Annotated in this window: 22 protein-coding genes and 2 pseudogenes; 22 read left to right on the plus strand and 2 right to left on the minus strand. The window is 66.8% G+C overall.

Annotation, left to right across the window (positions count from 1 at the left end; all coding sequences use genetic code 11):
* Positions 1-121: 121 nt before the first annotated feature.
* The gene (locus tag CDO81_RS18820) at positions 122-1,006 is read right to left on the minus strand and encodes an AraC family transcriptional regulator (RefSeq protein WP_088484756.1); all 885 of its coding nucleotides are present in this window, start codon (positions 1,004-1,006) and stop codon (positions 122-124) included.
* Positions 1,007-1,547: 541 nt separating this feature from the next.
* On the opposite strand from CDO81_RS18820, the gene CDO81_RS18825 reads away from it, so the two are divergent.
* From CDO81_RS18825 to CDO81_RS18920, 20 genes are all read left to right on the plus strand, one after another.
* Positions 1,548-3,182 carry a sigma-54-dependent Fis family transcriptional regulator gene (locus CDO81_RS18825; protein WP_088484757.1) on the plus strand — a complete coding sequence of 545 codons (1,635 nt, stop codon included), beginning with the start codon at positions 1,548-1,550 and terminating at the stop codon, positions 3,180-3,182.
* Positions 3,183-3,404: 222 nt separating this feature from the next.
* The gene (locus tag CDO81_RS18830; protein WP_193466517.1) at positions 3,405-3,683 is read left to right on the plus strand and encodes a phenol hydroxylase subunit; all 279 of its coding nucleotides are present in this window, start codon (positions 3,405-3,407) and stop codon (positions 3,681-3,683) included.
* A 42-nt stretch (positions 3,684-3,725) separates the two neighbouring features.
* On the plus strand, positions 3,726-4,724 hold the full coding sequence (locus tag CDO81_RS18835) for an aromatic/alkene monooxygenase hydroxylase subunit beta (RefSeq protein ID WP_088484758.1): 999 nt from the start codon (positions 3,726-3,728) through the stop codon (positions 4,722-4,724).
* 15 nt (positions 4,725-4,739) lie between these two features.
* Positions 4,740-5,045, plus strand: coding sequence for an MmoB/DmpM family protein (locus CDO81_RS18840; RefSeq protein ID WP_088484759.1), 306 nt, complete (start codon positions 4,740-4,742; stop codon positions 5,043-5,045).
* 43 nt (positions 5,046-5,088) lie between these two features.
* A complete protein-coding gene (locus CDO81_RS18845) occupies positions 5,089-6,666 on the plus strand; it encodes an aromatic/alkene/methane monooxygenase hydroxylase/oxygenase subunit alpha (RefSeq protein ID WP_088484760.1) in 1,578 nt (525 codons plus the stop codon).
* Between the two features lie 42 nt (positions 6,667-6,708).
* A complete protein-coding gene (locus CDO81_RS18850) occupies positions 6,709-7,071 on the plus strand; it encodes a phenol hydroxylase subunit P4 (protein ID WP_088484761.1) in 363 nt (120 codons plus the stop codon).
* An 18-nt stretch (positions 7,072-7,089) separates the two neighbouring features.
* Entirely contained in the window at positions 7,090-8,148 is a 1,059-nt protein-coding gene (locus CDO81_RS18855) for an NADH:ubiquinone reductase (Na(+)-transporting) subunit F (protein ID WP_088484762.1), read from the plus strand.
* Between the two features lie 14 nt (positions 8,149-8,162).
* The gene (locus tag CDO81_RS18860) at positions 8,163-8,531 is read left to right on the plus strand and encodes a 2Fe-2S iron-sulfur cluster-binding protein (protein ID WP_088484763.1); all 369 of its coding nucleotides are present in this window, start codon (positions 8,163-8,165) and stop codon (positions 8,529-8,531) included.
* A gap of 18 nt (positions 8,532-8,549) precedes the next feature.
* Positions 8,550-9,482, plus strand: a complete 933-nt coding sequence (locus CDO81_RS18865) for a catechol 2,3-dioxygenase (protein WP_088484764.1) — start codon at positions 8,550-8,552, stop codon at positions 9,480-9,482.
* 10 nt (positions 9,483-9,492) lie between these two features.
* Positions 9,493-10,947, plus strand: coding sequence for a 2-hydroxymuconic semialdehyde dehydrogenase (locus CDO81_RS18870; RefSeq protein WP_088484765.1), 1,455 nt, complete (start codon positions 9,493-9,495; stop codon positions 10,945-10,947).
* Between the two features lie 10 nt (positions 10,948-10,957).
* Positions 10,958-11,740 (plus strand): 2-oxopent-4-enoate hydratase, encoded by a 783-nt coding sequence (dmpE, locus tag CDO81_RS18875; protein ID WP_088484766.1) that lies wholly within the window; start codon positions 10,958-10,960, stop codon positions 11,738-11,740.
* 10 nt (positions 11,741-11,750) lie between these two features.
* The gene (gene dmpH, locus CDO81_RS18880) at positions 11,751-12,539 is read left to right on the plus strand and encodes a 2-oxo-3-hexenedioate decarboxylase (protein WP_088484767.1); all 789 of its coding nucleotides are present in this window, start codon (positions 11,751-11,753) and stop codon (positions 12,537-12,539) included.
* Between the two features lies 1 nt (position 12,540).
* Positions 12,541-13,386, plus strand: a complete 846-nt coding sequence (locus CDO81_RS18885; protein WP_373714577.1) for an alpha/beta fold hydrolase — start codon at positions 12,541-12,543, stop codon at positions 13,384-13,386.
* A 28-nt stretch (positions 13,387-13,414) separates the two neighbouring features.
* A complete protein-coding gene (locus CDO81_RS18890; protein ID WP_088484768.1) occupies positions 13,415-14,329 on the plus strand; it encodes an acetaldehyde dehydrogenase (acetylating) in 915 nt (304 codons plus the stop codon).
* 11 nt (positions 14,330-14,340) lie between these two features.
* Positions 14,341-15,381 carry a 4-hydroxy-2-oxovalerate aldolase gene (gene dmpG / locus CDO81_RS18895; RefSeq protein WP_088484769.1) on the plus strand — a complete coding sequence of 347 codons (1,041 nt, stop codon included), beginning with the start codon at positions 14,341-14,343 and terminating at the stop codon, positions 15,379-15,381.
* A 26-nt stretch (positions 15,382-15,407) separates the two neighbouring features.
* Positions 15,408-15,599, plus strand: a complete 192-nt coding sequence (locus CDO81_RS18900) for a 2-hydroxymuconate tautomerase (protein WP_088484770.1) — start codon at positions 15,408-15,410, stop codon at positions 15,597-15,599.
* Between the two features lie 329 nt (positions 15,600-15,928).
* Positions 15,929-16,933 (plus strand): WD40/YVTN/BNR-like repeat-containing protein, encoded by a 1,005-nt coding sequence (locus CDO81_RS18905; RefSeq protein ID WP_241517059.1) that lies wholly within the window; start codon positions 15,929-15,931, stop codon positions 16,931-16,933.
* Complete coding sequence (locus CDO81_RS18910) at positions 16,930-19,365, plus strand: efflux RND transporter permease subunit (protein ID WP_088484771.1); 2,436 nt, start codon at positions 16,930-16,932, stop codon at positions 19,363-19,365. The genes CDO81_RS18905 and CDO81_RS18910 overlap by 4 nt, the downstream gene beginning before the upstream one ends.
* A 45-nt stretch (positions 19,366-19,410) precedes the next feature.
* Positions 19,411-21,402 carry a DUF1302 family protein gene (locus CDO81_RS18915; RefSeq protein WP_088484772.1) on the plus strand — a complete coding sequence of 664 codons (1,992 nt, stop codon included), beginning with the start codon at positions 19,411-19,413 and terminating at the stop codon, positions 21,400-21,402.
* Between the two features lie 14 nt (positions 21,403-21,416).
* Positions 21,417-22,715, plus strand: a complete 1,299-nt coding sequence (locus CDO81_RS18920) for a DUF1329 domain-containing protein (RefSeq protein ID WP_088484773.1) — start codon at positions 21,417-21,419, stop codon at positions 22,713-22,715.
* 37 nt (positions 22,716-22,752) lie between these two features.
* Here the strand turns inward: CDO81_RS18920 and CDO81_RS28515 are convergent, their stop codons facing one another.
* Positions 22,753-22,986 (minus strand): hypothetical protein, encoded by a 234-nt coding sequence (locus CDO81_RS28515; protein WP_158218347.1) that lies wholly within the window; start codon positions 22,984-22,986, stop codon positions 22,753-22,755.
* Positions 22,987-23,173: 187 nt separating this feature from the next.
* On the opposite strand from CDO81_RS28515, the pseudogene CDO81_RS28885 reads away from it, so the two are divergent.
* Both CDO81_RS28885 and CDO81_RS29305 read left to right on the plus strand, forming a co-directional pair.
* Positions 23,174-23,401, plus strand: a pseudogene (locus tag CDO81_RS28885) (4,5-DOPA-extradiol-dioxygenase); the annotation flags it as partial.
* Between the two features lie 81 nt (positions 23,402-23,482).
* Positions 23,483-23,586 (plus strand): annotated as a pseudogene (locus CDO81_RS29305) (IS110 family transposase); the annotation flags it as partial.

Here is a 23,586-nt window from a genome sequence, read left to right on the forward strand (position 1 = left end):
CCCGTTCGGGCTGCTTTTGTATGCAGCGCCAGTCTCGGGATTCGGAGCGCAGGGCGTTAACGCGAAAGTCCGGCGAATGACCAGACCGTCTGGTCGCTGACAAAATCGTCTGGTGACTTGCTCAGATCAGGCCGGCGCCGGCGTCTGCCTCGGCGGGCGGCTCGAACAGGTTGACCACGCGGCGGTAGTCGCTGGGCGTGATGCCCAGGTGGGCGCGGAAGAAGCGTGAGAAATGGCCCGGCGCGGAAAAGCCCAGGCCATGGGCCACGTCGCCGACGGGCTCGCTGGTCTGTGTGAGCCGCTGCACCGCGGCCTCGAAGCGCAGCACATTGGCATAGACCAGCGGCGTGACCTGGGTGTCGCGCTGGAACAGGGTGAAGAAATGGGCCCGCGAGAGCCCGGTCGATGCGGCCAGGTGGTCGACATCGAAGTCGTGCGTCACGTCCTGCTTCATCAAGGCAATGGCATGGCGCACGCGCGGGTCCATGGCCACCGGTGGTTTCATTTTCAGCAGCGCAGACAGGTCTCGCCAGCCCGAATAGCTCTCGATCACTGCGATGATCAGATTGAACAGCAAGTCCTCCAGCCGACCTGGCGACACCTCGTCGGCCCACCAGAGCTCGAGCACGAACTCCTCAGTGATCTTGCGTGTAGCGGCGTTCAGGCGCACGCCCGACTGAGGGAAGAAGCGCGGATGAGCCGACAGCGCCAGCGAACGCTGAATCTCGGCGAGCCAGCCTGGCTCGATATAGAGCGCCAGGATTAGCGTCTGCTCACCCTGGGGGCCGTCATGCTCGTAGGCGTGATGCTCCCAGGCATTGATCAGCACCGCCATGTCGTCGGTCAGTGGAGCCCGTTCTCCGCGCACCCGAAATGCGCTGTCAGCCCCGCCCGCCTTGATGAGGATGTGGCAGTGGTGATGCGCGTGGCCCACCAGTGGCGCATTCATGTCGAGCAAGGCCACGCGGCCGAATCGGCCTTGGAAGATTTTGACGGCTGAAGACAAGATGGGTTCCAGCGAAGGGAATTCTAAGCATAGATCGTTCGATTTCCAGGCCCCGCACTCCGCCTTCGATTCACAAGGGCATAGGGCTGCGAAGCGTTGCCTGCAGCGGCTACAGAAATGTTGTACCTCTCCACCAAAGGCAATCGTATTCGCTGATCAACGCAATGGCCGACCCTCTGCATCTATGGCGGCAGACGATTCGAACGACTTCTCTGAAGCGAAGCTGCCGCTCCCTGCGCCCGCTTCGAATGACTGAGATCAGCCTTGTTCCGTCGTTCGACAGAGGCAGCATTCACCATTGACCAGGCGACACAGCGACTGCCGCCAGGGATTCCCCCAGGGCGGGCCGGGTCTGGTCGAACGCTGAGCGAATCACCAGCGCATAGACCGTGTCCGGTTATGCAGGGGCAAGACCACGACGCTGATCTGAAGGTGCCCCCATGACCGGGTAGAGCTGGTCCGCTCCTGTAGCATCCAAACGTGAGGCGAAGACCTCTCCTAGACACTGATTTGGAGACAAAACGTGGGCGAACTGCTGTCTATGCTTCGCTTCAATGCGGGCTCGGGCCACATCTGGCTGAACGAGCACCGCATGATGCTGTTGCATACGCGCGCCTTGGCCGGGCTGCGCAGGGAGTTGTTCGATTCGCTGGGTGTTGCGCGAGCGCGCGGCCTGCTGGTGCGCATGGGCTTTGCATCGGGCCAACGCGATGGCGAGCTGGCGGTAAGGGAAATGCACGCCGGCATGCCGTGCGAGAAGGCTTTCATGCTGGGGCCGCAACTGCACACCATCGAGGGCGCCGTGCGCGTCGAGAAGGTCCACATGGAGCTGGACCTGAAAACCAAGCACTTCTTCGGCGAGTTCCTCTGGACCCACTCCTGGGAATGCGACGCCCATGTGACGGACATGGGCTACGGCGACGACCCGCAGTGCTGGCAGCAGATCGGCTACGCCTCGGGCTACACCAGCGCCTTCATCGGTCGGCTCATCGTCTTCAAGGAGACCGAGTGCCACAGCATGGGCGACAGTCAGTGCCGCATCGTCGGCCAGCCGGCCGAGGACTGGCGTGACGACGAGTACGTCGACTACTTCCGGCCCCAACGCATCGGCGAGCGGCTGATCGACTACAACATCGGGCTCGAACATCTGCGCGCCGTGCAGCCTCGCCGCGAGTACGACACCAGCCTCGTCGGCGTCTCGCCGGGGTTTCGGGCCGCGTTCGAGTTGCTGAAGCGCGCAGCGCCGAGTGCCATCACCACGCTGCTGCTGGGCGAGACCGGCGTCGGCAAGGAGGTATTCGCGCGTTGGCTGCACGACAACGGCCCCCGTGCAACTGGCCCCTTCATCGCCGTCAATTGCGCCGCCATTCCTGCCGACCTCATCGAGGCCGAGCTGTTCGGCGTCGAGAAAGGTGCCTACACCGGGGCTCACATGGCCAGGGCAGGGCGCTTCGAGCGGGCCAACAACGGCACGCTCTTCCTCGATGAGGCTGGCGATCTGCCGCTGGCCACCCAGGTCAAGCTGTTGCGTGTGCTGCAGACCGGCGAGATCGAGCGTCTCGGCGCCGAGCAGCCGATCAAGCTGAATGTGCGCATCGTCGCGGCCACCAATGTGGACCTGCAGCAGTCCATGCAGGCCGGCAAGTTCCGCAGCGACCTTTTCTACCGACTCAACACCTTCCCGATCACGATTCCCCCGCTGCGCGAGCGCACGGCCGACATCCCGCCTCTGGTGAACCGATTCATCGAGAAGTACAGCGCCCTATATGGCAAGAAGCTCAGCGGACTGACCGACCGGGCGATGCGCGACGTGCTGAACCAGCCCTGGCCGGGCAATATCCGCGAGCTGGAGAACGCGATCGAGCGCGCCGTGCTGCTGGCGCCCGAGGGCGGGGCCATCGAGTCCGTGCACCTGTGGAGCAACGTGGCAGGGCTGAAGCCCGACCAGCAGCTGGATGCGCTGGGCCACGTGGGAAGCGGCGAGGCGGCCGAGTTGGACGGCCTGTGTGACCAGGTGCTGCAGCAGAAGATCGACATGGCCTCGCTCGAGCAGCGGCTGATGCAGATGGCCATGCAGCGTGCCAACGGCAATCTGTCCCAGGCTGCCCGCCTGCTGGGCATCACCCGGCCGCAGCTGGCCTACCGGCTCAAGAAGGAAGGCCTGCCGGCCGCCTGAACCCATGCCTTGGCGCGGGAGCGCCAGGGCCGTATTCACTTCACCAAATGATCAAGCTGCGGTGCAGCAACTGATCGACTGGGCATCCGGGACTTCCCCGGGTTTCGGGCTGCCGGCGATCTCGGTCACAGGCAAATCAATCACTTAGCCGGCCTGGCACGCCGGTTGCGATCTTCAGGGTGGACGACAGCCCCGTCGTCTGCAACTTGATGGATTGAACAAGTGAGCCAGCGCCCTGCCACTCCACGCTCCGCCTCGGCCGCCGAATTGACCGGCCAGCCCTGCTTCGTGCGCGTGACCGGCACACGCGACGCCCGCTTCGTGGAGTTCGAGTTCGCCATCGGCGACCCCGAACTGGCCGTCGAGCTGGTGCTGTGCTTCGAGCAGTTCAGCCAGTTCTGCGCCACCCATGGCGTCACCCATCTGAGTGCAGCCGAGGGCGCCCGACTTGACTACGAGCGCATGAAGTGGCGCTACGGCGAGCCGGGCCTGGACCACTGAGCCGCGCCGACGGCCTTTTCAGAACGACAGCAGGAGACCCACATGCAAGTCGACATCAAGACCACCGACATTCAGCCCATCCGCCAGACCTTCTCGCACATCGCGCGCCGGCTCGGCGCCGACAAGGCGGCCTCCCGCTACCAGGAGGCTACCTTCGATATGCAGCCGACGACCAACTGGCACTACCGGCCGCTGTGGGAGCCGGAGCGCCATGTGTTCGACCCGCGCCGTACCGCCATCGTGATGGCCGACTGGTATGCCTTCAAGGATCCGCGCCACTTCTACTACGGCGTCTACACGATGGCACGCGCCAAGCAGCAGGAGGGTGCCGACCGCCAGTTCGAGTTCGCCGAGAAGCGCAACCTGCTGGGCGCGGTGGACGAGGCGGCGCGCGAGTCGCTGACCCAGGTGCTGGTGCCACTGCGTCATTACGAGTGGGGCAGCAACATGAACAACACCTACTGCTGCGGCTATGGCTACGGCACTGCGGTGACCCAGGCCTGCAACTTCGCGGCCATGGATCGACTGGGCATCGCGCAATACCTGTCGCGCATCGGCCTGCTGCTGGACGGCAACCAGGGCGTTGTGCTGGATGCCGGCAAGCAGGCCTGGATGGAAGCGCCTGCCTGGCAGGGCGTGCGCCGCGTGATGGAGAACCTCTTCGTCACGCATGACTGGTTTGAGCTCTTCGTCGCCCAGAACCTGGTGTTCGACGGGTTGCTCTATCCGCTGATCTACCGCCACTACGTCGATGCCCTCAGCCCGCGCACCGGCAACGCGCTGGCCATGCTGACCGAGTTCATGAGCGACTGGCATGCCGAGACGGCCCGCTGGGTGGACGCCACCGTCAAGACCGCTGCCGACGAGTCGCCCGGCAACCGCGACCGGCTGGCGAGCTGGGTCGCCGGCTGGCGCGACGAGATGCAGCGAGCGCTGGAGCCGCTGGCCCGCGCGGCCCTCGGCGAGCAGGCTGCCGCCGCGCTGGCCGCCGTGCACGCCGACTTCGACACCCGCATTCAACGCCTGGGCCTGCAGGCCTGAACCCGGAGCCCGCTCATGACCACCATCACCGCCCCTGCCGCCTCCCGCGCCCCGGTCTTCATCTCCTTGCTGAGCAACGAGGTGTCGCGCTGCATCGTCGAGGCCATCGTGGCCGACAACCCCGAGGCCGTCGTCGCGGAGTTCCCGGCCATGGTCAAGGTCGACGCGCCCGGGCGCATCGTCATCCGCCGCGACTCCGTGGAGGAGCGCCTGGGCCGCCGCTGGGACGTGCAGGAACTGCACCTGAGCCTGATCTCGCTGTCCGGAAACATCGACGAGACCGACGACGAGTTCTCGCTGCAGTGGGGCCGCCGCGCCTGAGCCCACCCCGATCACCAAGACAACAGACCACCGGAGACACCTGATGAGCCAGACCGCCACCAAGACCGCCAAGCGCCTCGGCATCAAGGAGCGCTACGCCATGATGACCCGCGGCCTCGGCTGGGAGACCAGCTACCAGGCGATGGACGACGTCTTCCCTTACGACAAGTTCGAGGGCATCAAGATCCACGACTGGGACAAGTGGGAAGACCCCTTCCGCCTGACGATGGACGCCTACTGGAAGTTCCAGGGCGAGAAAGAGAAAAAGCTCTACGCCATCATCGACGCCTTCCAGCAGAACCAGGGCCAGTTCAACGTCGGCGACCCGCGCTACCTGAACACGCTCAAGCTGTTCCTGACCGGCGTGTCGCCGCTTGAATACGCGGCCCATCGTGGCTACGCGATGGCGGGACGTGCCTTCCGAGGCGTCGGTGCACGCGTCGCGTCGCAGATGCAGTCCATCGACGAACTCCGTCACGCGCAGACGCAGTTCCACACGATCAGCCACTTCAACAAGTACTTCAACGGGCTGCATGACCCGCAGTACATGCACGACCGCGTCTGGTACCTGTCGGTGCCCAAGTCCTATTTCGAGGACGCGATGACGGCCGGGCCCTTCGAGTTCATCACTGCAATCTCCTTCTCCTTCGAGTACGTGCTGACCAACCTGCTGTTCATGCCCTTCATGAGCGGCGCCGCCTTCAACGGCGACATGGCCACCGTCACCTTCGGCTTCTCGGCGCAGAGCGACGAATCGCGCCACATGACGCTGGGCCTGGAGGTCGTCAAGTTCATGCTCGAACAAGACCCGGACAACGTGCCCATCATCCAGCGCTGGATCGACAAGTGGTTCTGGCGCGGCCACCGCCTGCTGACGCTGGTGGCCATGATGATGGACTACATGCTGCCCAAGCGCGTGATGAGCTGGGCCGAGGCCTGGGAGATGTACTTCGAGAAGAACGGCGGCGCGCTGTTCGAGGACTTGGGACGTTATGGCATCCGCATGCCCAAGTACCACGAGGTCGCCACGGCGGAAAAGCAGCATCTCTCCCATATCGCCTGGGCCACCTTCAACAACTACGGCCATGCGGCGGACTTCAACACCTGGGTGCCGCAGCCCGACGAGCTCGACTGGCTGAGCCAGAAATACCCCGAGAGCTTCGACCGCATCTACCGCCCGCGCTTCGAATGGATGGCCGAGCAGGAGGCCCAGAGCGGCGCCATGTGGCGCAATAACACCCTGCCCATGCTGTGCCAGACCTGCCAGGTGCCCTGCATCTTCACGGAGATGGACGACCCGACGCGCATCAGCCTGCGCGAGACCAGCTACCACGGCATGAAGTACCACTTCTGTTCGGACGGCTGCAAGGACATCTTCGAGCAGGAGCCGGAGAAATACGTGCAGAGCTGGCTGCCGGTGCATCAGATCTACCAGGGCAACTGCTTCCCCGAAGGCACCGACCCGACTGTGCCCGGCTTCAACCCGCTGGCCAAGGTGCTGGAGTACTACCACCTCGCTCCGGGTGCCGACAGCGGCGACTTCAACACCTCGCCCGACCGTGCCAACTGGGAGCGCTGGACCGGCCAGCCGCTGACACCCTCGGCAGCCAAGGCTGCCTGATCGCGCCGCTTTCCACCACCACCCCATTCTCAGGAGACGTTCATGCCCGTCGTCGCCCTCAAGCCCGGCTATGCCGGCCCCGTGCAGGACACCGAGGACAAGTTCCACGGCAACCGCCTGCTCTACATCTGCTGGGACGAGCACCTGCTGTTCTGCTCGCCGGTAGCGCTGCCGCTACCACCCTCCATGCCATTTGGCGCATTGCTCAGCGAGGTGCTGCCTGGTGTTTACGGCAGCCATCCTGACTTCGCCCGCATCGACTGGAGCCAGGCGTTGTGGACCGAGTCCGGCAAGCCCTTCAAGCCCGACGCGGCCAAGTCTCTGGCCGACAACGGCCTGGTGCACAAGTCCGTGCTGCGCTTTCGCACGCCCGGTCTGCGCGGCATCCGGGGCTCGCGCAGCTGAAGGTGGCCGGAGGCTGACATGAGCACGCACATCACCATCGAACCGCTGGGCCAGGCCGTCGCGGCACGCGACGGCCAGACGGTGCTAGACGCCTGCCTGCGCGCCGGCGTCTGGCTGCCGCACGCCTGCGGCCACGGCGTCTGTGGCACCTGCAAGGTGCAGGTGCTGGAGGGCGAGTTCGAGCATGGCGACGCGTCCAACTTCGCGCTGATGGACTTCGAACGCGACGAGGGTCGCATCCTGGCCTGCTGCGCAACGGCGCGCACCGATCTCGTCATCGAGGCCGAGATCGACGAGGACCCGGACGCGCAGTTCTTGCCGCTGGCCGACTACAGCGCCGAGCTGGTCGAGGCACGCATGCTGACGCCCACCATCCGCGGCCTGTGGCTGCGGCCGGACCGCGCCGTGCCCTTCCAGGCAGGTCAGTACCTGATGCTGCAGGTGCCCGGTGTTGACGGCGCGCGTGCCTTCTCGGTGGCCAATGCGCCGGGCGAGGATCTGATCGAGCTGCACATCCGTCGCGTGCCCGGTGGCCGTGCCACCGGCTGGCTGCACGACGGCCTGCAGGTCGGCCAGGCGCTGCAGTTCACCGCGCCGAGCGGCCGCTTCTTCGTGCGCAAGTCCGCCCAGCTGCCGCTGATCTTCGTGGCCGGCGGCTCCGGCCTGTCCAGCCCCAAGTCCATGATCCAGGATCTGCTCGCCGAGGGCTGCCGGTTGCCCATCACCCTGGTGCAGGGCGCGCGCAATGCCGAGGAGCTGTACTTCCGCGAGTTCTTCGAGAGCCTCGCTGATCAGCACCCCAACTTCGCCTACGTGCCGGTGCTGTCCGACCTGCCGGACGGTAGCAATTGGGCCGGTGCGCGCGGCTACGCCCACGAGGCGCTGAAGGCCCAGTTCGCTGGCGACTTCCGCGGCCACAAGGCCTATCTGTGCGGCCCGCCGCCCATGATCGAGGCCAGCATCAAGACGCTGATGCAGGGCCGCCTGTTCGAGCGTGACATCTACGCCGAGAAGTTCTTCACCGCTTCGGATGCGGCCGGCTCCGCGCCCCGCAGCCCGCTGTTCCGCAGCCTCTGAGGCGAGCGACGGCCATGCCCTACCAGGTCGACATCACCAACACCGAGGAGCGCTACGCCTGCGCTGACAGCGCCACGCTGCTGGCCGGCATGGAGGCGCTGGCCCGCCGTGGCATCCCGGTCGGCTGCCGCGGCGGCGGCTGCGGCGTCTGCAAGGTGCGCATCGAGGCCGGCCAGGTGCGCACCGACCGCATGAGCCGCTGCCACATCAGCGCCGCGGAGGAGGCGGCCGGCTATGTGCTGGCCTGCCGCGCCTACCCCTGCAGTGACCTGCGCCTGAGCGCGGTCGACAAGCTGGCGCGCTGCATCGAACGCAGCCGCGCCAAGACCGATTTCCTTCAGGCTGCCCTGGCCACGGGCAGCCACCCCGACCCCAACCGATAGACAACGAGGAGACTCACCATGGCACTCACTGGCGTTCTGAGACCCGGGCATGTGCAACTGCGCGTGCTCGACCTGGAGGCGGCCGTCCGCCATTATGGCGACGTGCTGGGCCTGTGGGAGGTGGCGCGCGACCCGCAAGGCCGCGTCTACTTCAAGGCCTGGGACGAGCACGACCACCATAGCATCGTGCTGCGCGAGGCTGACACGGCGGGGATGGACTTCATGGGCTTTCGCGTCGACTCGGTGGCCACGCTGAAGAAGCTGGCAGAGGACGTCAAGGCCAGCGGCCTGGCCACCGACATGAAGTGGGTGGAGGCCGGCGAGATGCTGCGCACCGGTGAGCGCTTCCGCTTCACGGTGCCGACCGGCCACCTCATCGAGCTTTTCGCCGACAAGGACAAGGTCGGCAACGGCATGCCGCTGGAGAACCCCGAGGTCTACCCGGACAGCCTTAAGGGCATGTCGCCGACGCGCTTCGACCATTGCCTGCTCTACGGCGACGATGTCGACGGCACTGTCAAGCTCTTCATGGACGTGCTGGGCTTCCGCCTCGCCGAGCAGGTCGTCGCCGGGCCGGACCGGCTGCAGATCGCGGCCTTCCTGACCTGCTCCAACAAGCCCCACGACATCGCCTTCATCCGTCACCCGGAGAAGAACAAGTTCCACCACGCGTCCTTCATGCTGGACAACTGGGGCGAGGTGCTGAAGGCGGCCGACATCATCACCCGCAAGCGCGTGTCGCTGGACATCGGCCCGACCCGTCATGGCATCACGCGCGGCGAGACCATCTACTTCTTCGATCCCAGCGGCAATCGCAACGAGGTCTTCTCGGGCGGCTACATCCACTACCCGGACCGGCCGACGCTGACCTGGACCGACGACGAGCTTGGGCGCGCGATCTTCTATCACGACCGCAAGCTCAACGAGAACTTCCTCAGCGTGCTGACCTGAGGTGACCGCCATGAAGCAGTTCCTGAACTTCATCGACGGCGATTTCGTCGCCACCGGCAAGACCTTCGACAAGCGCGCGCCGGCCACCAACCAGGTCATCGGCCAGGTGCACGAGGCCGGCCAGGCCGAGGTGGATGCCGCAGTGGCTGCCGGCCACGCGGCGCTCAAGGGCGAGTGGGGCCGCATGAGCGTCGTCAGGCGCGCCGAGCTGTTGCACGCCGTGGCCGACGAGATCAACCGCCGCTTCGACGAGTTCCTGGCCGCCGAACTGGCCGACACCGGCAAGCCGCACGCGCTGGCCAGCCACATCGACATCCCGCGCGGCGCGGCCAACTTCAAGATCTTTGCCGACATCGTCAAGAACGTGCCGACCGAGAGCTTCCAGATGACTACGCCCGACGGTGGCACGGCCATCAGCTACGCACTGCGCTCGCCGCTGGGCGTGGTCGGCGTGATCTGCCCTTGGAACCTGCCGCTGCTGCTGATGACTTGGAAGGTCGGCCCGGCCCTGGCCTGCGGCAACACCGTCATCGTCAAGCCCAGCGAGGAGACGCCCGCCACCGCCACGCTGCTGGGCGAGGTGATGAACGCGGTGGGCATCCCCAAGGGCGTCTACCAGGTGCTGCATGGCTTCGGCCCCGGCTCGGCCGGCGAGTTCATCACCAGGCATCCGGGCGTCAACGGCATCACCTTCACCGGCGAGACGCGCACCGGCGAGGCCATCATGGCCGCCGCGGCCAAGGGCGTGCGCCCGGTCAGCTTCGAGCTTGGCGGCAAGAACGCCGGCATCGTCTTTGCCGATGCCGACTTCGACAAGGCCGTGGCCGGCATCACCCGCAGCGTCTTCGAGAACTGCGGCCAGGTCTGCCTGGGCACCGAGCGCGTCTATGTGCAGCGGCCCATCTTTGATCGTTTCGTTGCCGCGCTGAAGGCCAAAGCCGAGGCGTTGAAGATCGGCGGCCCCGACACGCCAGGCGTGGGCCTGGGGCCGCTGATCTCGGCGGAGCACAAGGCCAAGGTGCTGTCCTACTACGCCAAGGCTCGGGCCCAGGGCGCCACCGTCGTCACCGGCGGCGGCGAGCCGTCCCTGCAGGGCCTGCTCGCCGAGGGCCATTTCGTGCAGCCCACGATCTGGACCGGGCTGCCCGAATCGTCGACGGTGATCCGCGAGGAGATCTTCGGCCCCTGCTGCCACATCGCCCCCTTCGACACCGAGGAAGAGGCCATCGCGCTGGCCAATGCCACCGACTACGGCCTGGCCACCACCGTGTGGACGCAGGACCTGGGCACGGCGCACCGCATGGCGGCCGCCATCGAGGTGGGCCTGTGCTGGATCAACAGCTGGTTCCTGCGCGACCTGCGCACCGCCTTCGGCGGCGCCAAGGCCAGCGGCATCGGCCGCGAGGGCGGCGTGCATTCGCTGGAGTTCTACACCGAGCTTCGCAACGTGATGGTCAAGCTCTGAAGGACATGCCATGACCCCCGACAAGATTCAACATTACGGCGACGAGCTCTATGCCTCGCTGCTGAGCCGCCAGCCCGTCGAGCCGCTGACGAACCGCGAGCGCGAGATCACCATAGCCGACGCCTACCAGATCCAGTTGCGCATGATCCAGCGCCGGCTGGACGCGGGCGAGACCGTCGTCGGCAAGAAGATCGGCGTCACCAGCCGCGTGGTGATGGACATGCTGGGCGTGAACCAGCCCGACTTCGGTCACCTGCTCTCGGGCATGGTATTCAACGAGGGTGAGCCGGTGGACACCGGCAGGCTGATCGCCCCCAAGGCCGAGGCCGAGGTGGCCTTCATCCTGGCGCGCGACCTGACCGGCCCCGGCGTGACCGCGGCCGACGTGCTGCGCGCCACCGATTGCGTGATGCCCTGCTTCGAGATCGTCGACTCGCGCATCCGGGACTGGAAGATCAAGATCCAGGACACCGTGGCCGACAACGCCAGCTGCGGCGTGCTGACGCTGGGCGGCACGCGCCGCAGCCCGCGCGACCTCGACCTGGCGCTGGCCGGCATGGTGCTGGAGAAGAACGGCGAGGTCGTCAGCACCTCCTGCGGCGCCTCGGTGCAGGGCTCGCCGGTGAACGCCGTGGCCTGGCTGGCCAACACGCTGGGCCGGCTGGGCCTCACGCTGAAGGCGGGCGACGTGATCCTGTCCGGCTCGCAGTCGCCGCTGGTGCCGGTGCTGCCGGGCGACAGCCTGTACTGCCACGTCGGTGGCCTGGGCAGCACTTCCGTGCGATTCATCTGAGGAGCCCGACATGGCACTTGACGCAAACACCATCGCCCAGCTCGCCGAGCACGTTGAATCGGCCGAGCTGAACGCACACGACATCACCAAGATCACCGACGAATACCCGGCCATGAGCTGGGACGACGCCTACGCCATCCAGGACGCCATCCGCGCCCGCAAGGAGGCACGCGGCCACAAGACCGTGGGCCTGAAGTGCGGCCTGACCTCGCGCGCCAAGATGAAGCAGATGGGCGTCGAGGTGCCCTGCTTCGGCTTCGTCAGCGACTACATGAGCTGCGCCGAAGGCAGCGACATCGACACCGCCCGGCTCATCCACCCCAAGGTGGAGGCCGAGATCTGCATCGTCACCAAGGCGCCGCTGCGCGGCCCCGGCTGCCATGTGGGCGCCGTGATGGCGGCCATCGACTTCGTCGTGCCCGGCGTCGAGATCATCGACAGCCGCTACCGCGACTTCAAGTTCGACCTCAAGAGCGTGATCGCCGACAACACCTCGGCGGCCCGCTTCGTCGTCGGCGGCCGGCCGCGCAACGTCGAGGAGCTGGACCTGCGCACCTTGGGCGTCGTGATGGAGAAGAACGGCCGCATCGTCGCCATGGCCGCGGGCGCCGCGGTGCTGGGACACCCGGCGGCCGCGGTGGCCATGCTGGCCAACCACCTGGGCGCACGCGGCCAGGAGATCCCGGCCGGCAGCTTCATCATGACCGGCGGCGTCACCGAGGCCATCGCCGTGCAGGCCGGCGACCAGGTGGCGGTGCGCTTCCAGGACCTGGGCAGCGTCGCGATGCGCTTTGTGTGAGATGACCATGAGCACCACACACCGCATCGCCACCGGCGCCTTCCAGACCCAGTACCACGACCACGGCACGAGCCGGCCCGGCCAGCCGCCGCTGCTGATGCTGCACGGCTCCGGCCCCGGCGTGAGCGCCTGGGCCAACTGGCGGCTGTCCCTGCCCGTGCTGTCGCAGCAGCGGCGCGTGCTGGCGCCCGACCTGGTCGGCTTCGGCGACACCGAGCGACCGGCCGGCATCCGCTACACGATGGACGGCTGGGTGCAGCAGGCGCTGGACCTGCTCGACGCGCTCGACCTGCCCCAGGTCGACCTGGTCGGCAACTCATTCGGTGGCGCGCTGGCCCTGGCCTTGACGATCCGCGCGCCGCAGCGCGTGCGCCGCCTGGTGCTGATGGGCAGCGTCGGCGTGCCCTTCGCCATCACGCCGGGCCTGGACGCCGTCTGGGGCTACCAGCCCTCGATTGCCACCATGCGCGGCCTGCTGGACCTGTTCGCCCACGACCGCTCGCGCGTCAACGACGAACTGGCCCAGCTGCGCTACGAGGCCAGCATCCAGCCGGGCTACCAGGAGGCGTTCAGCGCCATGTTCCCGGCGCCGCGCCAGCGCTGGGTGGACGCCATGGCCAGCCCCGAGGCCGCGATCCGCGCACTGCCGCAGGAGACGCTGGTGCTGCATGGCCGCGAGGACCGCGTCATTCCGCTGAGTACCTCGCTGACGCTGGCCGACTGGATCCCGAACAGCCAGCTGCACGTGTTCGGCCACTGCGGCCACTGGACGCAGATCGAGCACACCGCGCGCTTCAACCGCCTGGTGGCTGACTTCCTCGCCGAAGGCGATGGCGCCAGCGCCTGATCGATTTCAACTTCATGGAGCAAACCTGATGAGCAAGAAAATCAAGTGCGCGCTGATAGGGCCGGGCAATATCGGCACCGATCTGCTCGCCAAGCTGCGCCGCAGCGCCGTGCTGGAGCCGGTCTGGATGGTCGGCATCGACCCCGAGAGCGACGGCCTGAAGAAGGCCCGCGAGCTGGGCCTGAAGACCACCGCCGAGGGCGTCGACGGCCTGATCCCGCACATGCAGGCCGACGGCATCCAGATCGTCTTCGACGCCACCTCGGCCTATGTGCACGCCGAGAACTCGCGCAAGGTCAACGCCTGCGGTGCGCTCATGATCGACCTCACGCCGGCGGCCATCGGCCCCTACTGCGTGCCACCCGTCAATCTCAGGGAGCATGTCGGCAAGCGCGAGATGAACGTCAACATGGTCACCTGCGGTGGCCAGGCGACCATTCCGATGGTCGCGGCAGTCTCGCGCGTACAGCCGGTGGCTTATGGCGAGATCGTCGCCACCGTCTCCTCCAAGTCGGTGGGCCCGGGCACGCGCAAGAACATCGACGAATTCACCCGCACCACGGCCGGTGCCGTGGAGAAGGTCGGCGGCGCCAGGAAGGGCAAGGCCATCATCATCATCAACCCGGCCGAGCCGCCGCTGATCATGCGCGACACCGTGCACTGCCTGGTCGAGGGCGAGCCCGATCGCGCGGCCATCACGGCGTCCATCCACGCCATGATCAAGGAAGTGCAGAAATACGTGCCTGGCTACCAACTGGTCAACGGCCCGGTGTTCGACGGCCAGCGCGTCTCGGTCTTCATGGAGGTCGAGGGCCTGGGCGACTACCTGCCCAAGTACGCCGGCAACCTGGACATCATGACCGCCGCCGCCGCGCGCACCGCCGAAATGTTTGCCGAGGAAATGCTGGCTGGCAAGCTGACGCTTGAAGCCGTGGCCGCCTGAAGGAGAACCCCATGAGCAGCAAGAAAATCACCCTGCACGACATGACGCTGCGCGACGGCATGCACCCTAAGCGCCATCTGATGAGCCTGGTGCAGATGGAAACCATCGCTTGCGGGCTGGACGCCGCCGGCATCCCGCTGATCGAGGTCACGCATGGCGACGGCCTGGGCGGCAGCAGCGTCAATTACGGCTTCCCGGCCCACACCGACGAGGAGTACCTGAGCGCCGTCATCCCGCTGATGAAGCAGGCCAAGGTCTCGGCCCTGCTGCTGCCCGGCATCGGCACCGTCGACCACCTGAAGATGGCCCATGAGCTGGGCGTGCACACCATCCGCGTGGCCACGCACTGCACCGAGGCCGATGTCTCCGAGCAGCACATCACCATGGCCCGCAAGATGGACATGGACACGGTCGGCTTCCTGATGATGGCGCACATGAACAGCCCCGAGGGCCTGGTCAGGCAGGCCAAGCTGATGGAGAGCTATGGCGCCAACTGCATCTATGTGACCGACTCAGCCGGCCATCTTCTGCCCGACACGGTCAAGGCCCGCGTGGGCGCCGTGCGCGCAGCGCTCAAGCCGGAGACCGAGCTGGGATTCCACGGCCACCACAACCTCGCCATGGGCGTGGCCAACTCCATCGCCGCCATCGAGGCCGGCGCCAACCGCATCGACGCGGCGGCGGCGGGCCTGGGCGCCGGCGCGGGCAACACGCCGATGGAGGTGCTGGTGGCGGTCTGCGACCTGATGGGCATAGAGACTGGCGTGGACGTGTTCAAGATCCAGGACGTGGCCGAGGACCTCGTCGTGCCCATCATGGACTTCCCGATCCGCATCGACCGCGACGCGTTGACGCTGGGCTATGCCGGCGTCTACGGCAGCTTCCTGCTGTTCGCCAAGCGCGCCGAGCAGAAGTACGGCGTGCCGGCGCGCGACATCCTCGTGGAGATGGGCCGGCGCGGCATGGTCGGCGGCCAGGAGGACATGATCGAGGACACGGCGATGACGCTGGCGCGCACGCGTGCCGTTGTCACCCAGAAGGTGGCCGCCTGAAGCGCCCGAACCCACCGGAGACTCCCATGCCTTTTGCCCAGATCTACATGATCGAAGGTCGCACGATCGAGCAGAAACGTGCCGTGATCGAGAAGGTCACGCAAGCACTGACCGAGGCGGTCGGTGCGCCCAAGGAGAACGTGCGCGTCTGGATCACCGAGGTGCCCAAGGAGAACTGGGGCATCGCCGGCGTTAGCGCCCTGGATCTCGGCCGCTAACCCGCCCAGCCTCGTCCCGCAGGCCCGCCCGCTGCTTCGCGCAGCCGGCGGGCCTGCTGCTTTTCGGCAGCCGCTCCGTCGCCGGAATTGAGCATTTGATCAAGTGGCAGTGCAGCAAATGCTCAGGTCGGTATGCGGGAGTCCCCGGAGGGCGGCGCGGGCCGCGCGGCCTGGTCGATACGAATCAAGCACTTGGCGGTGCTGGCATGGGCTTTGCCCCTTTCCTGGTGGACGCTGAAGGCAGCGCCCGCGGATTGACGAAATCGACAAACGTGGCGCCAGACGCCACCACGGGCCGGCCCTGCCGCGCCTGCGAAGAGGGGACAACGATGGAACCGAGACCGACGAGGACATGGGCCGCGCGCATCGCGTGGCTGGGCGCCTCATTGACGCTGCTGAGCGGCTGCGTGCCGGCGCCCGACTGGGCCGGCGTGCAGGCCGAACGAGGCAAGCCCGTGCAGCGCTACGACACCTTCCAGGCGCTGGCCAGCCATGGCAGCCGCGTCGTCGCCGGTGCGGCCGGCGGCGTCATCTTGACCTCGACCGACGGCGGCGCGCACTGGGCGCGGCAAGCGCTGGCCCAGCCCTCGTCGGTGCTGGCGGTGGCGGCCTGCCCGGACGGCAGCTTCGCGGCGCTGGACTTCTACAAGAAGGTCTGGGTGCAGCCCGCCGCGGGCGGCGAGTGGGCGATGCGCCCGGTGCCGACCCGCAGCGACCTGCTGGCGCTGACCTGCGACCCACGCAACCGGCTGTGGGCCGTCGGTGCCCGCACCAGCATCCTGTGGAGCGCCGACCAGGGCGCCTCGTGGCAGGCCCGCGACCTCGGCGACGACGCCATCCTGACCACCGTGCAGTTCATCGACGACAGGCGCGCCGTCATCACTGGCGAATTCGGCGCCGTGCTGACCAGCGCCGACGGTGGCGCCAGCTGGCAGCCCCAGCCCAAGATCGAGGGCGACTTTTACCCCTACGCGGCGCTGTTCACGGACCCCGTCAACGGCTGGGTCTCCGGCATCGCAGGCGTCATCAAGCGCACCCGCGATGGCGGCCGCACGTGGACGAGCCAGGCTAACCCGTCCGGCGTGCCGATGTACGGGCTGCTGCGCGTCGCCGATGAGCTCTACGGTCTGGGCGCTGGCGGCCGCATGGTCAGGCTGCAGGGCGAGCAGTGGCAGGCTTTCGAGCATGGGCAGGCCATCCCGGCCTACCTGTCTGCCGGCGTCGCCCTCGACGCGCGCTCCATGCTGGTTGCCGGCGCAGCCGGCGCGCTGAACGTCATCCACCTGTCGACCCAGGTCGCGCAGGCCCCCAACGACACCAAGGAGGCGCGATGAAAGCCGCCGCCCGCCAACTGCTGCGCGCGCTGGTGCGCGCCGAGGAATGGATCTTCGCCAACCCGAAGATCGTGCTGGGGCTGATCCTGGCCGTCACGCTCGCCTTCGCGACCCGGCTGCCGGGCCTGCGCATCTACACCGACTTCAGCGACCTGTTGCCGCAGAAGCACCCCTACATCCAGACCTACAACCGCATCAAGGAGAACTTCGGCGGCGCGAATCAGATCGTGATGGCGGTCGAGGTCGAGCAGGGCACGGTCTTCAACGACGCGACATTGGCGCTGATCCAGCGCGCCACCCAGGGCGTCGACAGCTTGCCCGGCGTCAACCACAACCTGGTCGGCAGCCTGACGCACCGCACCGCCCGTCATGTGCACCTGACGGCCGAGGGCAGCTTCGCGTCCGAGCCCTACTACGACCCGCAGCGCCCGCATCACACGGCCGAAGAGCTCGACGCACTGCGTCAGAAGGTGATGGCCAACCCGCAGGTCTATGGCCTGCTCGTCTCGCCCGACCTGAAGGCGGCCCTCATCAAGGCCCAGCTCAACGAGGGCGAGATCGACTACGCCAAGACCTTCGCCGCGCTGCAGGCCCTGAAGTCCGAGTTGGCGACGCCGGGCCACAAGGTCCACCTCACCGGCAACCCGGTGCTGACCGGGTATGTGTACACCTACCTGAACCAGATCGTCGCCATCCTGTTCTACACGCTGGCCCTGCTGGCAGCGTTGCTGATCGCCTATTTCCGGCGTTTCTACGGTGTCTTCCTGCCGCTGCTGGGCATCGCGCTGTCGTCGATCTGGGGGCTGGGCTTCATGTCCTGGCTGGGCTTCAACCTGGAGCCCCTGTCCATGCCCATCCCCTTCCTGATCGCGGCGCGGGCGATGTCGCACGGCGTGCAGCTGGTGGCGCGTTACTACGAGGAACTGGCGATCACGCACAGTGGCAAGCGCGCGGCGCGCAATGCGCTGGAGGCACTGTTCCGGCCCGGCTCGCTGGCCATCGCGGTGGACGCCATCGGCATCGGCGTGATGATCCTCGGCGCCGCACCCTTCAACTGGAAGCTGGGCATCTCGGCGGGCTTCTGGGCCTTCTCGGTCATCTTCACCGTGCACTTCATGGTGCCGCTGGCCCTGACCGTGCTGCCCGAGCCCCGGGCCACCGAGAACAAGAACCAGGCCGTGCGCGCCTTCCTCGGCGCGGCTATGGCCCGCAGTGGCGGCACGGTGCGTGGTGCGACGGTCATCCTGCTCGTCGCCGGCCTGCTGATGCTGGCCGGTGGGCAACTGGCGGCTCGCGTGAAGACCGGCGAAACCGAGCCGGGCTCGCCCATCCTGCACCGCGACCACGCCTACAACCAGTCGACCGAGGCTATCAACCGCCTCTTCCCTGGCTCGGAGGAACTGCACATCGTCGCCCGCACCGAGGACAAGGGCGGCATCAAGCGGCCGGAGGTGCTGCGTGCCATCGAGGCCTTCCAGGCCGAGATGCTGGCCGACCCTAACCTGGGTGGCACCAAGGCGCTGCCCACCGTCGTGCGCGTCGTCAACCGACTGACGCACAACGACGACCCGCGCTGGGCCCAGCTCCCCGATTCGGCCGACGAGGTCGGCGGCCTGATGTTCGCCTACCTCGCGTCCAGCCCCATCCCCGGCGCGCTGAAGGAATTCGTCAACGCCGACGAGAACGAGGCCGACCTGGTGTTCTATTACAAGGATCGACAGGCCGAGACCATCAACCGCGCGCTGGCCCTGGCCCAGGACGCCGCCGCGCGCGTGACGGCCGGCGTGCCGGGCCTGAGCTTCGAGCCAGGCGGCGGCATCATCGGCGTGACGGCGGCAGCCAACGAGGCCTTGCACACCGACCACCTGCTGCTCGTGCCGCTGGTCATGGTGCTGGCCTTCGTCGTCGTGATGGCCTATTACCAGTCCGTGCACGCCGGCTGGCTGATGGTGCTGCCGATGCTGTTCGCCACCGTGCTGTCCTATGCCTACATGGGCTGGAAGGGCATCAGCATCAGCGTCAACACCGTGCCCGTCATCATGATCGGCGTCGGCGTGGGCATCGACTACGCGGTCTATTTCATGGACCGCATCCGCGAGGAGATGCCGCATGTGCGCGACGTGCGCCAGGCTGCCATCAACGCCGTCAGCACGACCGGCTACGCCGTCAGCTTCACGGCGCTGACGTTGACCGCGGGCGTGGTGCTGTGGGTCTTCCTCAGCGACCTGCGCTTCCAGTCCGATGCCGCGGCGCTGCTGTCCTTCATGCTGATCGTGAACGCCATCGCCGCCATCCTGATCGTGCCGGCCTGGTGCGTCGTGTTCAAGCCCCGTTTCGTCGTCGCCGGCGCGCTGGATACCGCCGAGGACAGCGACGACGACACCAGCAAGGCGACGCCTCATACCGAGGCCCGCGCAGCAGTGAGCGCCTAGGTCGACAAGGGCGCCAAGACCATCCACCCCAAGAGGAGACATCCCATGAGTTGCTCAACCCCGAGGCGGCGCTGGCCGCTGGGACTGGCCCTGCTCGCCTGCATGGCGGGTGCCGCGCAGGCACAGCAGGCCGAGCCGGCCGCCGACCCCTGGAAGGTCGACATCTATTACGAGAACGACACCCGCGTGCGCGGCAAGGACGCGACCGGCCAGAGCGTCGGCCTGTCCAAGTTCCGCAACACGCTGCAGGTCGAGGCCGACAAGAAGCTGGGTGACGGCTGGGCCTTGCACGCCATCCTGCGTGGCAGCTACGACGGCGTCTACCGCCTCAATGACGACCAGTACGGCAATCGCGCCGGCGGCGGCGTGCTGCTGCAGTCCACCGGCGGGCCGCCGCCGCTGCCGCACGGCGGCGGCGCGGTGAACCGGGCCGTCGTCGCCGGCCTGGGTCTGACGACCAATACCTTCGGCTTCAATTCGACCAACCCGGCAGCGCCCAACTACAACCCCAACGACGGCCTGCGGCTGCTGGGCGACCGCTGGCATTCGACGCAGAACGGCGGCGTCGAGCTCGCCGTTCCGGTGCGTCCCTGCGACGTCGACAGCCGCGGCTGCGTGGACTTCGGCGGCTATGGCAACAAGACCCGCAGCCAGCTGGAGACGCCCGAGTTCAACAACCGCGCCGACGCGCTGCGCGAGCTCTATGTGACCCGGTCCGTCGACCTGGACGCCGGCCAGCAGCTGTTCCTAAAGCTGGGCCGCCAGCAGGTCGTCTGGGGCCGAACCGACCTGTTCCGCGTGCTCGACGTCATCAACCCGGTCGACTACTCACGCAACAACATCTACGACGAGCTGCAGGACATCCGCATCCCGATGTGGATCGCCCAGGCCGAGTGGCGCATGGGTTCCAGTGACAGCATGCAGGACCGCAACCTGCAGCTGATCTGGAATGTTGACAAGTTCCGGCCCAACAACCTGGGCCAGTGCGGCACGGCCAACACCATCCTGGACGCCGGCTGCTTCTTCCGCGGCATGAAGAACCTGTGGGACAACGGCGGCACGGTGTCCAACTTCGCCAACGTCGGCCCCGGTGTGCTGCTGTCCACCGACTTCGGGCCGGGCCAGATCGGCATCCGCAGCGTGGACTTGCCGAAGTGGAACCTGCAGAACACCCAGGTCGGCGTCAAGTACGAGGGCGTGACCCAGGGCGGCCTGTCCTTCTCGCTGAACGCGCTGAGCTACCGCTCGCAGTTGCCGTCTCTGCACGGCGGCAAGGCGGCCCAGAACGTCTTCACCGGCCAGCCCTGCAACGATGGCACCGGCCACTGCCCCTTCCTCATTGCCTTCGACGTCGCCTATCCGCGCGTCAACATGATCGGTGGTTCGGTGGACCTGCAGTGGGAGGCGGCCAATGCGGCCGTGCGCGTCGAGGGCGCGCTGACCCAGGGCGAGGAATTCGCCAACACGGCGCGGCCCGAGCTGTACTCGAAGAACAAGGTCTGGCGCTCGGTGATCGGCATCGACCGGCCCACCTTCATCCCCTTCATCAACCCCAACCGCACGACGCTGATCTCGGCGCAGCTGTTCTACCAGCACATCTTCGACCACGAACGGCAGCAAGGCCCCTTCGGCACGGTCGGCATGCCGGACTGGAAGGACAACGTCATCGGCACCCTGCTGATCAAGGCCTTCCTCGCGGGCGACCGCGTCAGCCCGCAGCTGATCACGGCCTACGACGTGCGCGCCCGTGCCCTCGTGATGTCGCCCCAGCTCGACTGGCTGGTCAGCAACAAGCTCAAGCTGAGCTTCGGCGGCAACTTCAAGACGCGCAGCGACGACGAGCGCTGGAAGTTCGACGACTGCCGCTCCTGCAACCCCTGGCCGCCATTCACGGCGCCCTTTGGCGACGCGGACCCGATGACCGCCTACTCGCGCGGCCTCGGCGGCCTCGAACCGCTCGGCCGTTTCCGCGCCGGCCCCATCGGCTCGGCCTGGAAGGAGAACGAGCTCTATTTCACCGCCCGCTACCAGTTCTGAATCAGGAGACCCAAATGAAGCGACTGACACTCACCCTCGCCGCCGCGGGCCTGGCGGCCGGCGCGCTGGCCGCCACCGAGGCCGACCTCGAGGCCTCGTTCAACCCCTACAAGCAGGGCTTTCCGAGCTTCCCCGGCCTGACGGTTGGCACCGTCATCAGCAAGGCCAACGTCGAGCAGTTCAAGGACGCGCTCGACGCCGGCATGTACTTGGCGGTCAAGAGCGGCTGGACCGAGATCAAGGTGGGCCCGACGACCCAGTTCCAGCTCAACAAGGCCTATGTCGAGGCCAGCCGCAAGGGCCTCAACAAGACTAAGCTGGGCGCCAAGAACGGCGAGATCAGCGGCTTCGAGGCCGGGCGTCCGTTCCCCGAGGAGCCGCGGCTTGACGACCCGCGCGCCGGCGAGAAGATCGCCTGGAACTTCAAGTACGGCATCAACTGGGGTGACAACGCCGCCATCGATCCCTTCTACTGGAAGTACCGCAACATGACGACCGGTCAGGTCGAGCGGACCATCAAATTCGACTTCCACTTCCTGAACTTCCGCCACCGCGTGCAGGACGCGCCGGTGCCCGAGGTCACGCCCAACCCGTCGGAGCTGTTCCGCGGCATCTATGTGCAGGTGCAGGAGCCGCAGGACCTGAAGAACACCCAGCTGCTGATCCAGCGCTACGACGACGACCTGAAGTTCGACGACGCCTACCTCTACCTGGGCTTCCAGCGCCGCGTGCGCCGGCTGGCCACGGGGCAGGCGACCGATGCCTTCCTCGGCGCCGATCTGATGATCGAGGACTTCGAGGGCTATAACGGCCGCGTGTCCGACATGAAGTGGGCCTACAAGGGCACCAAGAACATCCTGATGCCCTACTACAACCACAACGAGCTGGCGCTGACGGACGAGTTCAAGCAGGCGGACGGCTACAAGTTCGTGGACTTCGGCGGCCAGGGCGGCTGCTTCCCCAACATCACCTGGCAGCTGCGCAAGGTCTTTGTGCTGGAGGCCGAGCCCGTCAACGGAGCGCATCCGATCAGCAAGCGCGTCTTCCACATCGACGCCCAGGTTTACAACATCAACCGCACGCTAATCTACGACCGCAAGGGCGAGCTGTGGAAGAGCTGGACCATCGGCAAGTCGCATCCGGACGCCCACCTGCCGATCAACAAGGGCACCGGCATCGCGATCGACGACTCGTTCTCCATGGTCGACGTGCAGTCGAAGCACTGCACGACCGGGCAGTTCAAGGGTCAGGTCGATGCCAAGCAGAACCCGCCCAAGCTCTTCCAGGTGCAGAACCTGCGCGGCGGCAACTGAGCGGCCATCGGGCAGGTCCGCTATCCGTGGTGCCAGATCACGTGTAGCTGCTTCCGGCCCCAAGCCGCCGCTCGACCGCATGCTGATGGCACTGGGCCAGCTGCTGCGGGGCCATGCCGTCACAGTGCGTGCCTGCCTCCATCACGGCTGCCACCGCGGCCGGGTCGGCCTGTTGCGGGCAGACATGGCTCGCCAGTGCCAGCTGCGAGAACATCAGTGACAGCACCACGAAGAACGCGGTGGTCTGGCGGTGGAGGCGATGGCGAGTCATGTGTGCGAACGTTAGCGTCGCGACTTTCAGAGCCAACCAGGAAAGACCGCCCCGGCCTTGCCGGGAGCCGAACGCCTTCGCTGTCATCGCTGCAGCGCCTGCTCAGGGAGGAAAAGCAGGGCGCTGTCACCTGTTTCCGAAGGCAGACGTTCCGGTGGTGCAGCTGTCGCTGAATTCGCTGAAGCCGATGTCGTATCACGTCGAGCTGGGTGCCAAGCTCGATGCGCTGCGTCGGCGTGGCGTTCTGGTCGTGTCGAGCGGCAACGTCGTCCACAACCTGCGAGTGATCGACTGGCACAACCGTGAGGGTGGTGAAGACTGGGCGCATCGGTTCGATGACGCTGCGGCTGACCTGATGTCGAACCGACCCGAAGACATCGCGTCGCTCACCGAGCATCCTGATGTTTCGATGGCGGTCCCGACGCCCGACCACTTCCTACCGCTGCTGTACACCGCGGGCATTGCCGCTGCGTCACCAGGGAAGGCGAAGCCCATCCTGCGCGGCTACGGCCTGGTGGTGCCGCAGGGCATCGCGTACATCGCCCAGCGCGTGCCACCGCTCATCGAAGATGCCGAGAACGAGCTGCCCGGCAACTTCCG

Source organism: Roseateles puraquae (genome assembly GCF_002205845.1).
In the GTDB taxonomy this organism is placed as follows: Bacteria; Pseudomonadota; Gammaproteobacteria; order Burkholderiales; family Burkholderiaceae_C; genus Pelomonas; species Pelomonas puraquae.

Excerpts from the sequence above, each read along its gene's own strand:
- CDO81_RS18870 (WP_088484765.1), top strand. The coding sequence starts at position 9,493 with ATGAAGCAGTTCCTGAACTTCATCGACGGCGATTTCGTCGCCACCGGC.
- CDO81_RS18865 (WP_088484764.1), top strand. The coding sequence starts at position 8,550 with ATGGCACTCACTGGCGTTCTGAGACCCGGGCATGTGCAACTGCGCGTG.
- CDO81_RS18900 (WP_088484770.1), top strand. The coding sequence starts at position 15,408 with ATGCCTTTTGCCCAGATCTACATGATCGAAGGTCGCACGATCGAGCAG.
- CDO81_RS18855 (WP_088484762.1), top strand. The coding sequence starts at position 7,090 with ATGAGCACGCACATCACCATCGAACCGCTGGGCCAGGCCGTCGCGGCA.
- CDO81_RS18840 (WP_088484759.1), top strand. The coding sequence starts at position 4,740 with ATGACCACCATCACCGCCCCTGCCGCCTCCCGCGCCCCGGTCTTCATC.
- CDO81_RS18825 (WP_088484757.1), top strand. The coding sequence starts at position 1,548 with ATGCTTCGCTTCAATGCGGGCTCGGGCCACATCTGGCTGAACGAGCAC.
- CDO81_RS18890 (WP_088484768.1), top strand. The coding sequence starts at position 13,415 with ATGAGCAAGAAAATCAAGTGCGCGCTGATAGGGCCGGGCAATATCGGC.
- CDO81_RS18915 (WP_088484772.1), top strand. The coding sequence starts at position 19,411 with ATGAGTTGCTCAACCCCGAGGCGGCGCTGGCCGCTGGGACTGGCCCTG.
- dmpE (WP_088484766.1), top strand. The coding sequence starts at position 10,958 with ATGACCCCCGACAAGATTCAACATTACGGCGACGAGCTCTATGCCTCG.
- dmpG (WP_088484769.1), top strand. The coding sequence starts at position 14,341 with ATGAGCAGCAAGAAAATCACCCTGCACGACATGACGCTGCGCGACGGC.
- CDO81_RS18850 (WP_088484761.1), top strand. The coding sequence starts at position 6,709 with ATGCCCGTCGTCGCCCTCAAGCCCGGCTATGCCGGCCCCGTGCAGGAC.
- CDO81_RS18835 (WP_088484758.1), top strand. The coding sequence starts at position 3,726 with ATGCAAGTCGACATCAAGACCACCGACATTCAGCCCATCCGCCAGACC.
- CDO81_RS18905 (WP_241517059.1), top strand. The coding sequence starts at position 15,929 with ATGGAACCGAGACCGACGAGGACATGGGCCGCGCGCATCGCGTGGCTG.
- CDO81_RS28515 (WP_158218347.1), bottom strand. The coding sequence starts at position 22,986 with ATGACTCGCCATCGCCTCCACCGCCAGACCACCGCGTTCTTCGTGGTG.
- CDO81_RS18885 (WP_373714577.1), top strand. The coding sequence starts at position 12,541 with ATGACCATGAGCACCACACACCGCATCGCCACCGGCGCCTTCCAGACC.
- CDO81_RS18920 (WP_088484773.1), top strand. The coding sequence starts at position 21,417 with ATGAAGCGACTGACACTCACCCTCGCCGCCGCGGGCCTGGCGGCCGGC.
- CDO81_RS18860 (WP_088484763.1), top strand. The coding sequence starts at position 8,163 with ATGCCCTACCAGGTCGACATCACCAACACCGAGGAGCGCTACGCCTGC.
- CDO81_RS18910 (WP_088484771.1), top strand. The coding sequence starts at position 16,930 with ATGAAAGCCGCCGCCCGCCAACTGCTGCGCGCGCTGGTGCGCGCCGAG.
- dmpH (WP_088484767.1), top strand. The coding sequence starts at position 11,751 with ATGGCACTTGACGCAAACACCATCGCCCAGCTCGCCGAGCACGTTGAA.
- CDO81_RS18845 (WP_088484760.1), top strand. The coding sequence starts at position 5,089 with ATGAGCCAGACCGCCACCAAGACCGCCAAGCGCCTCGGCATCAAGGAG.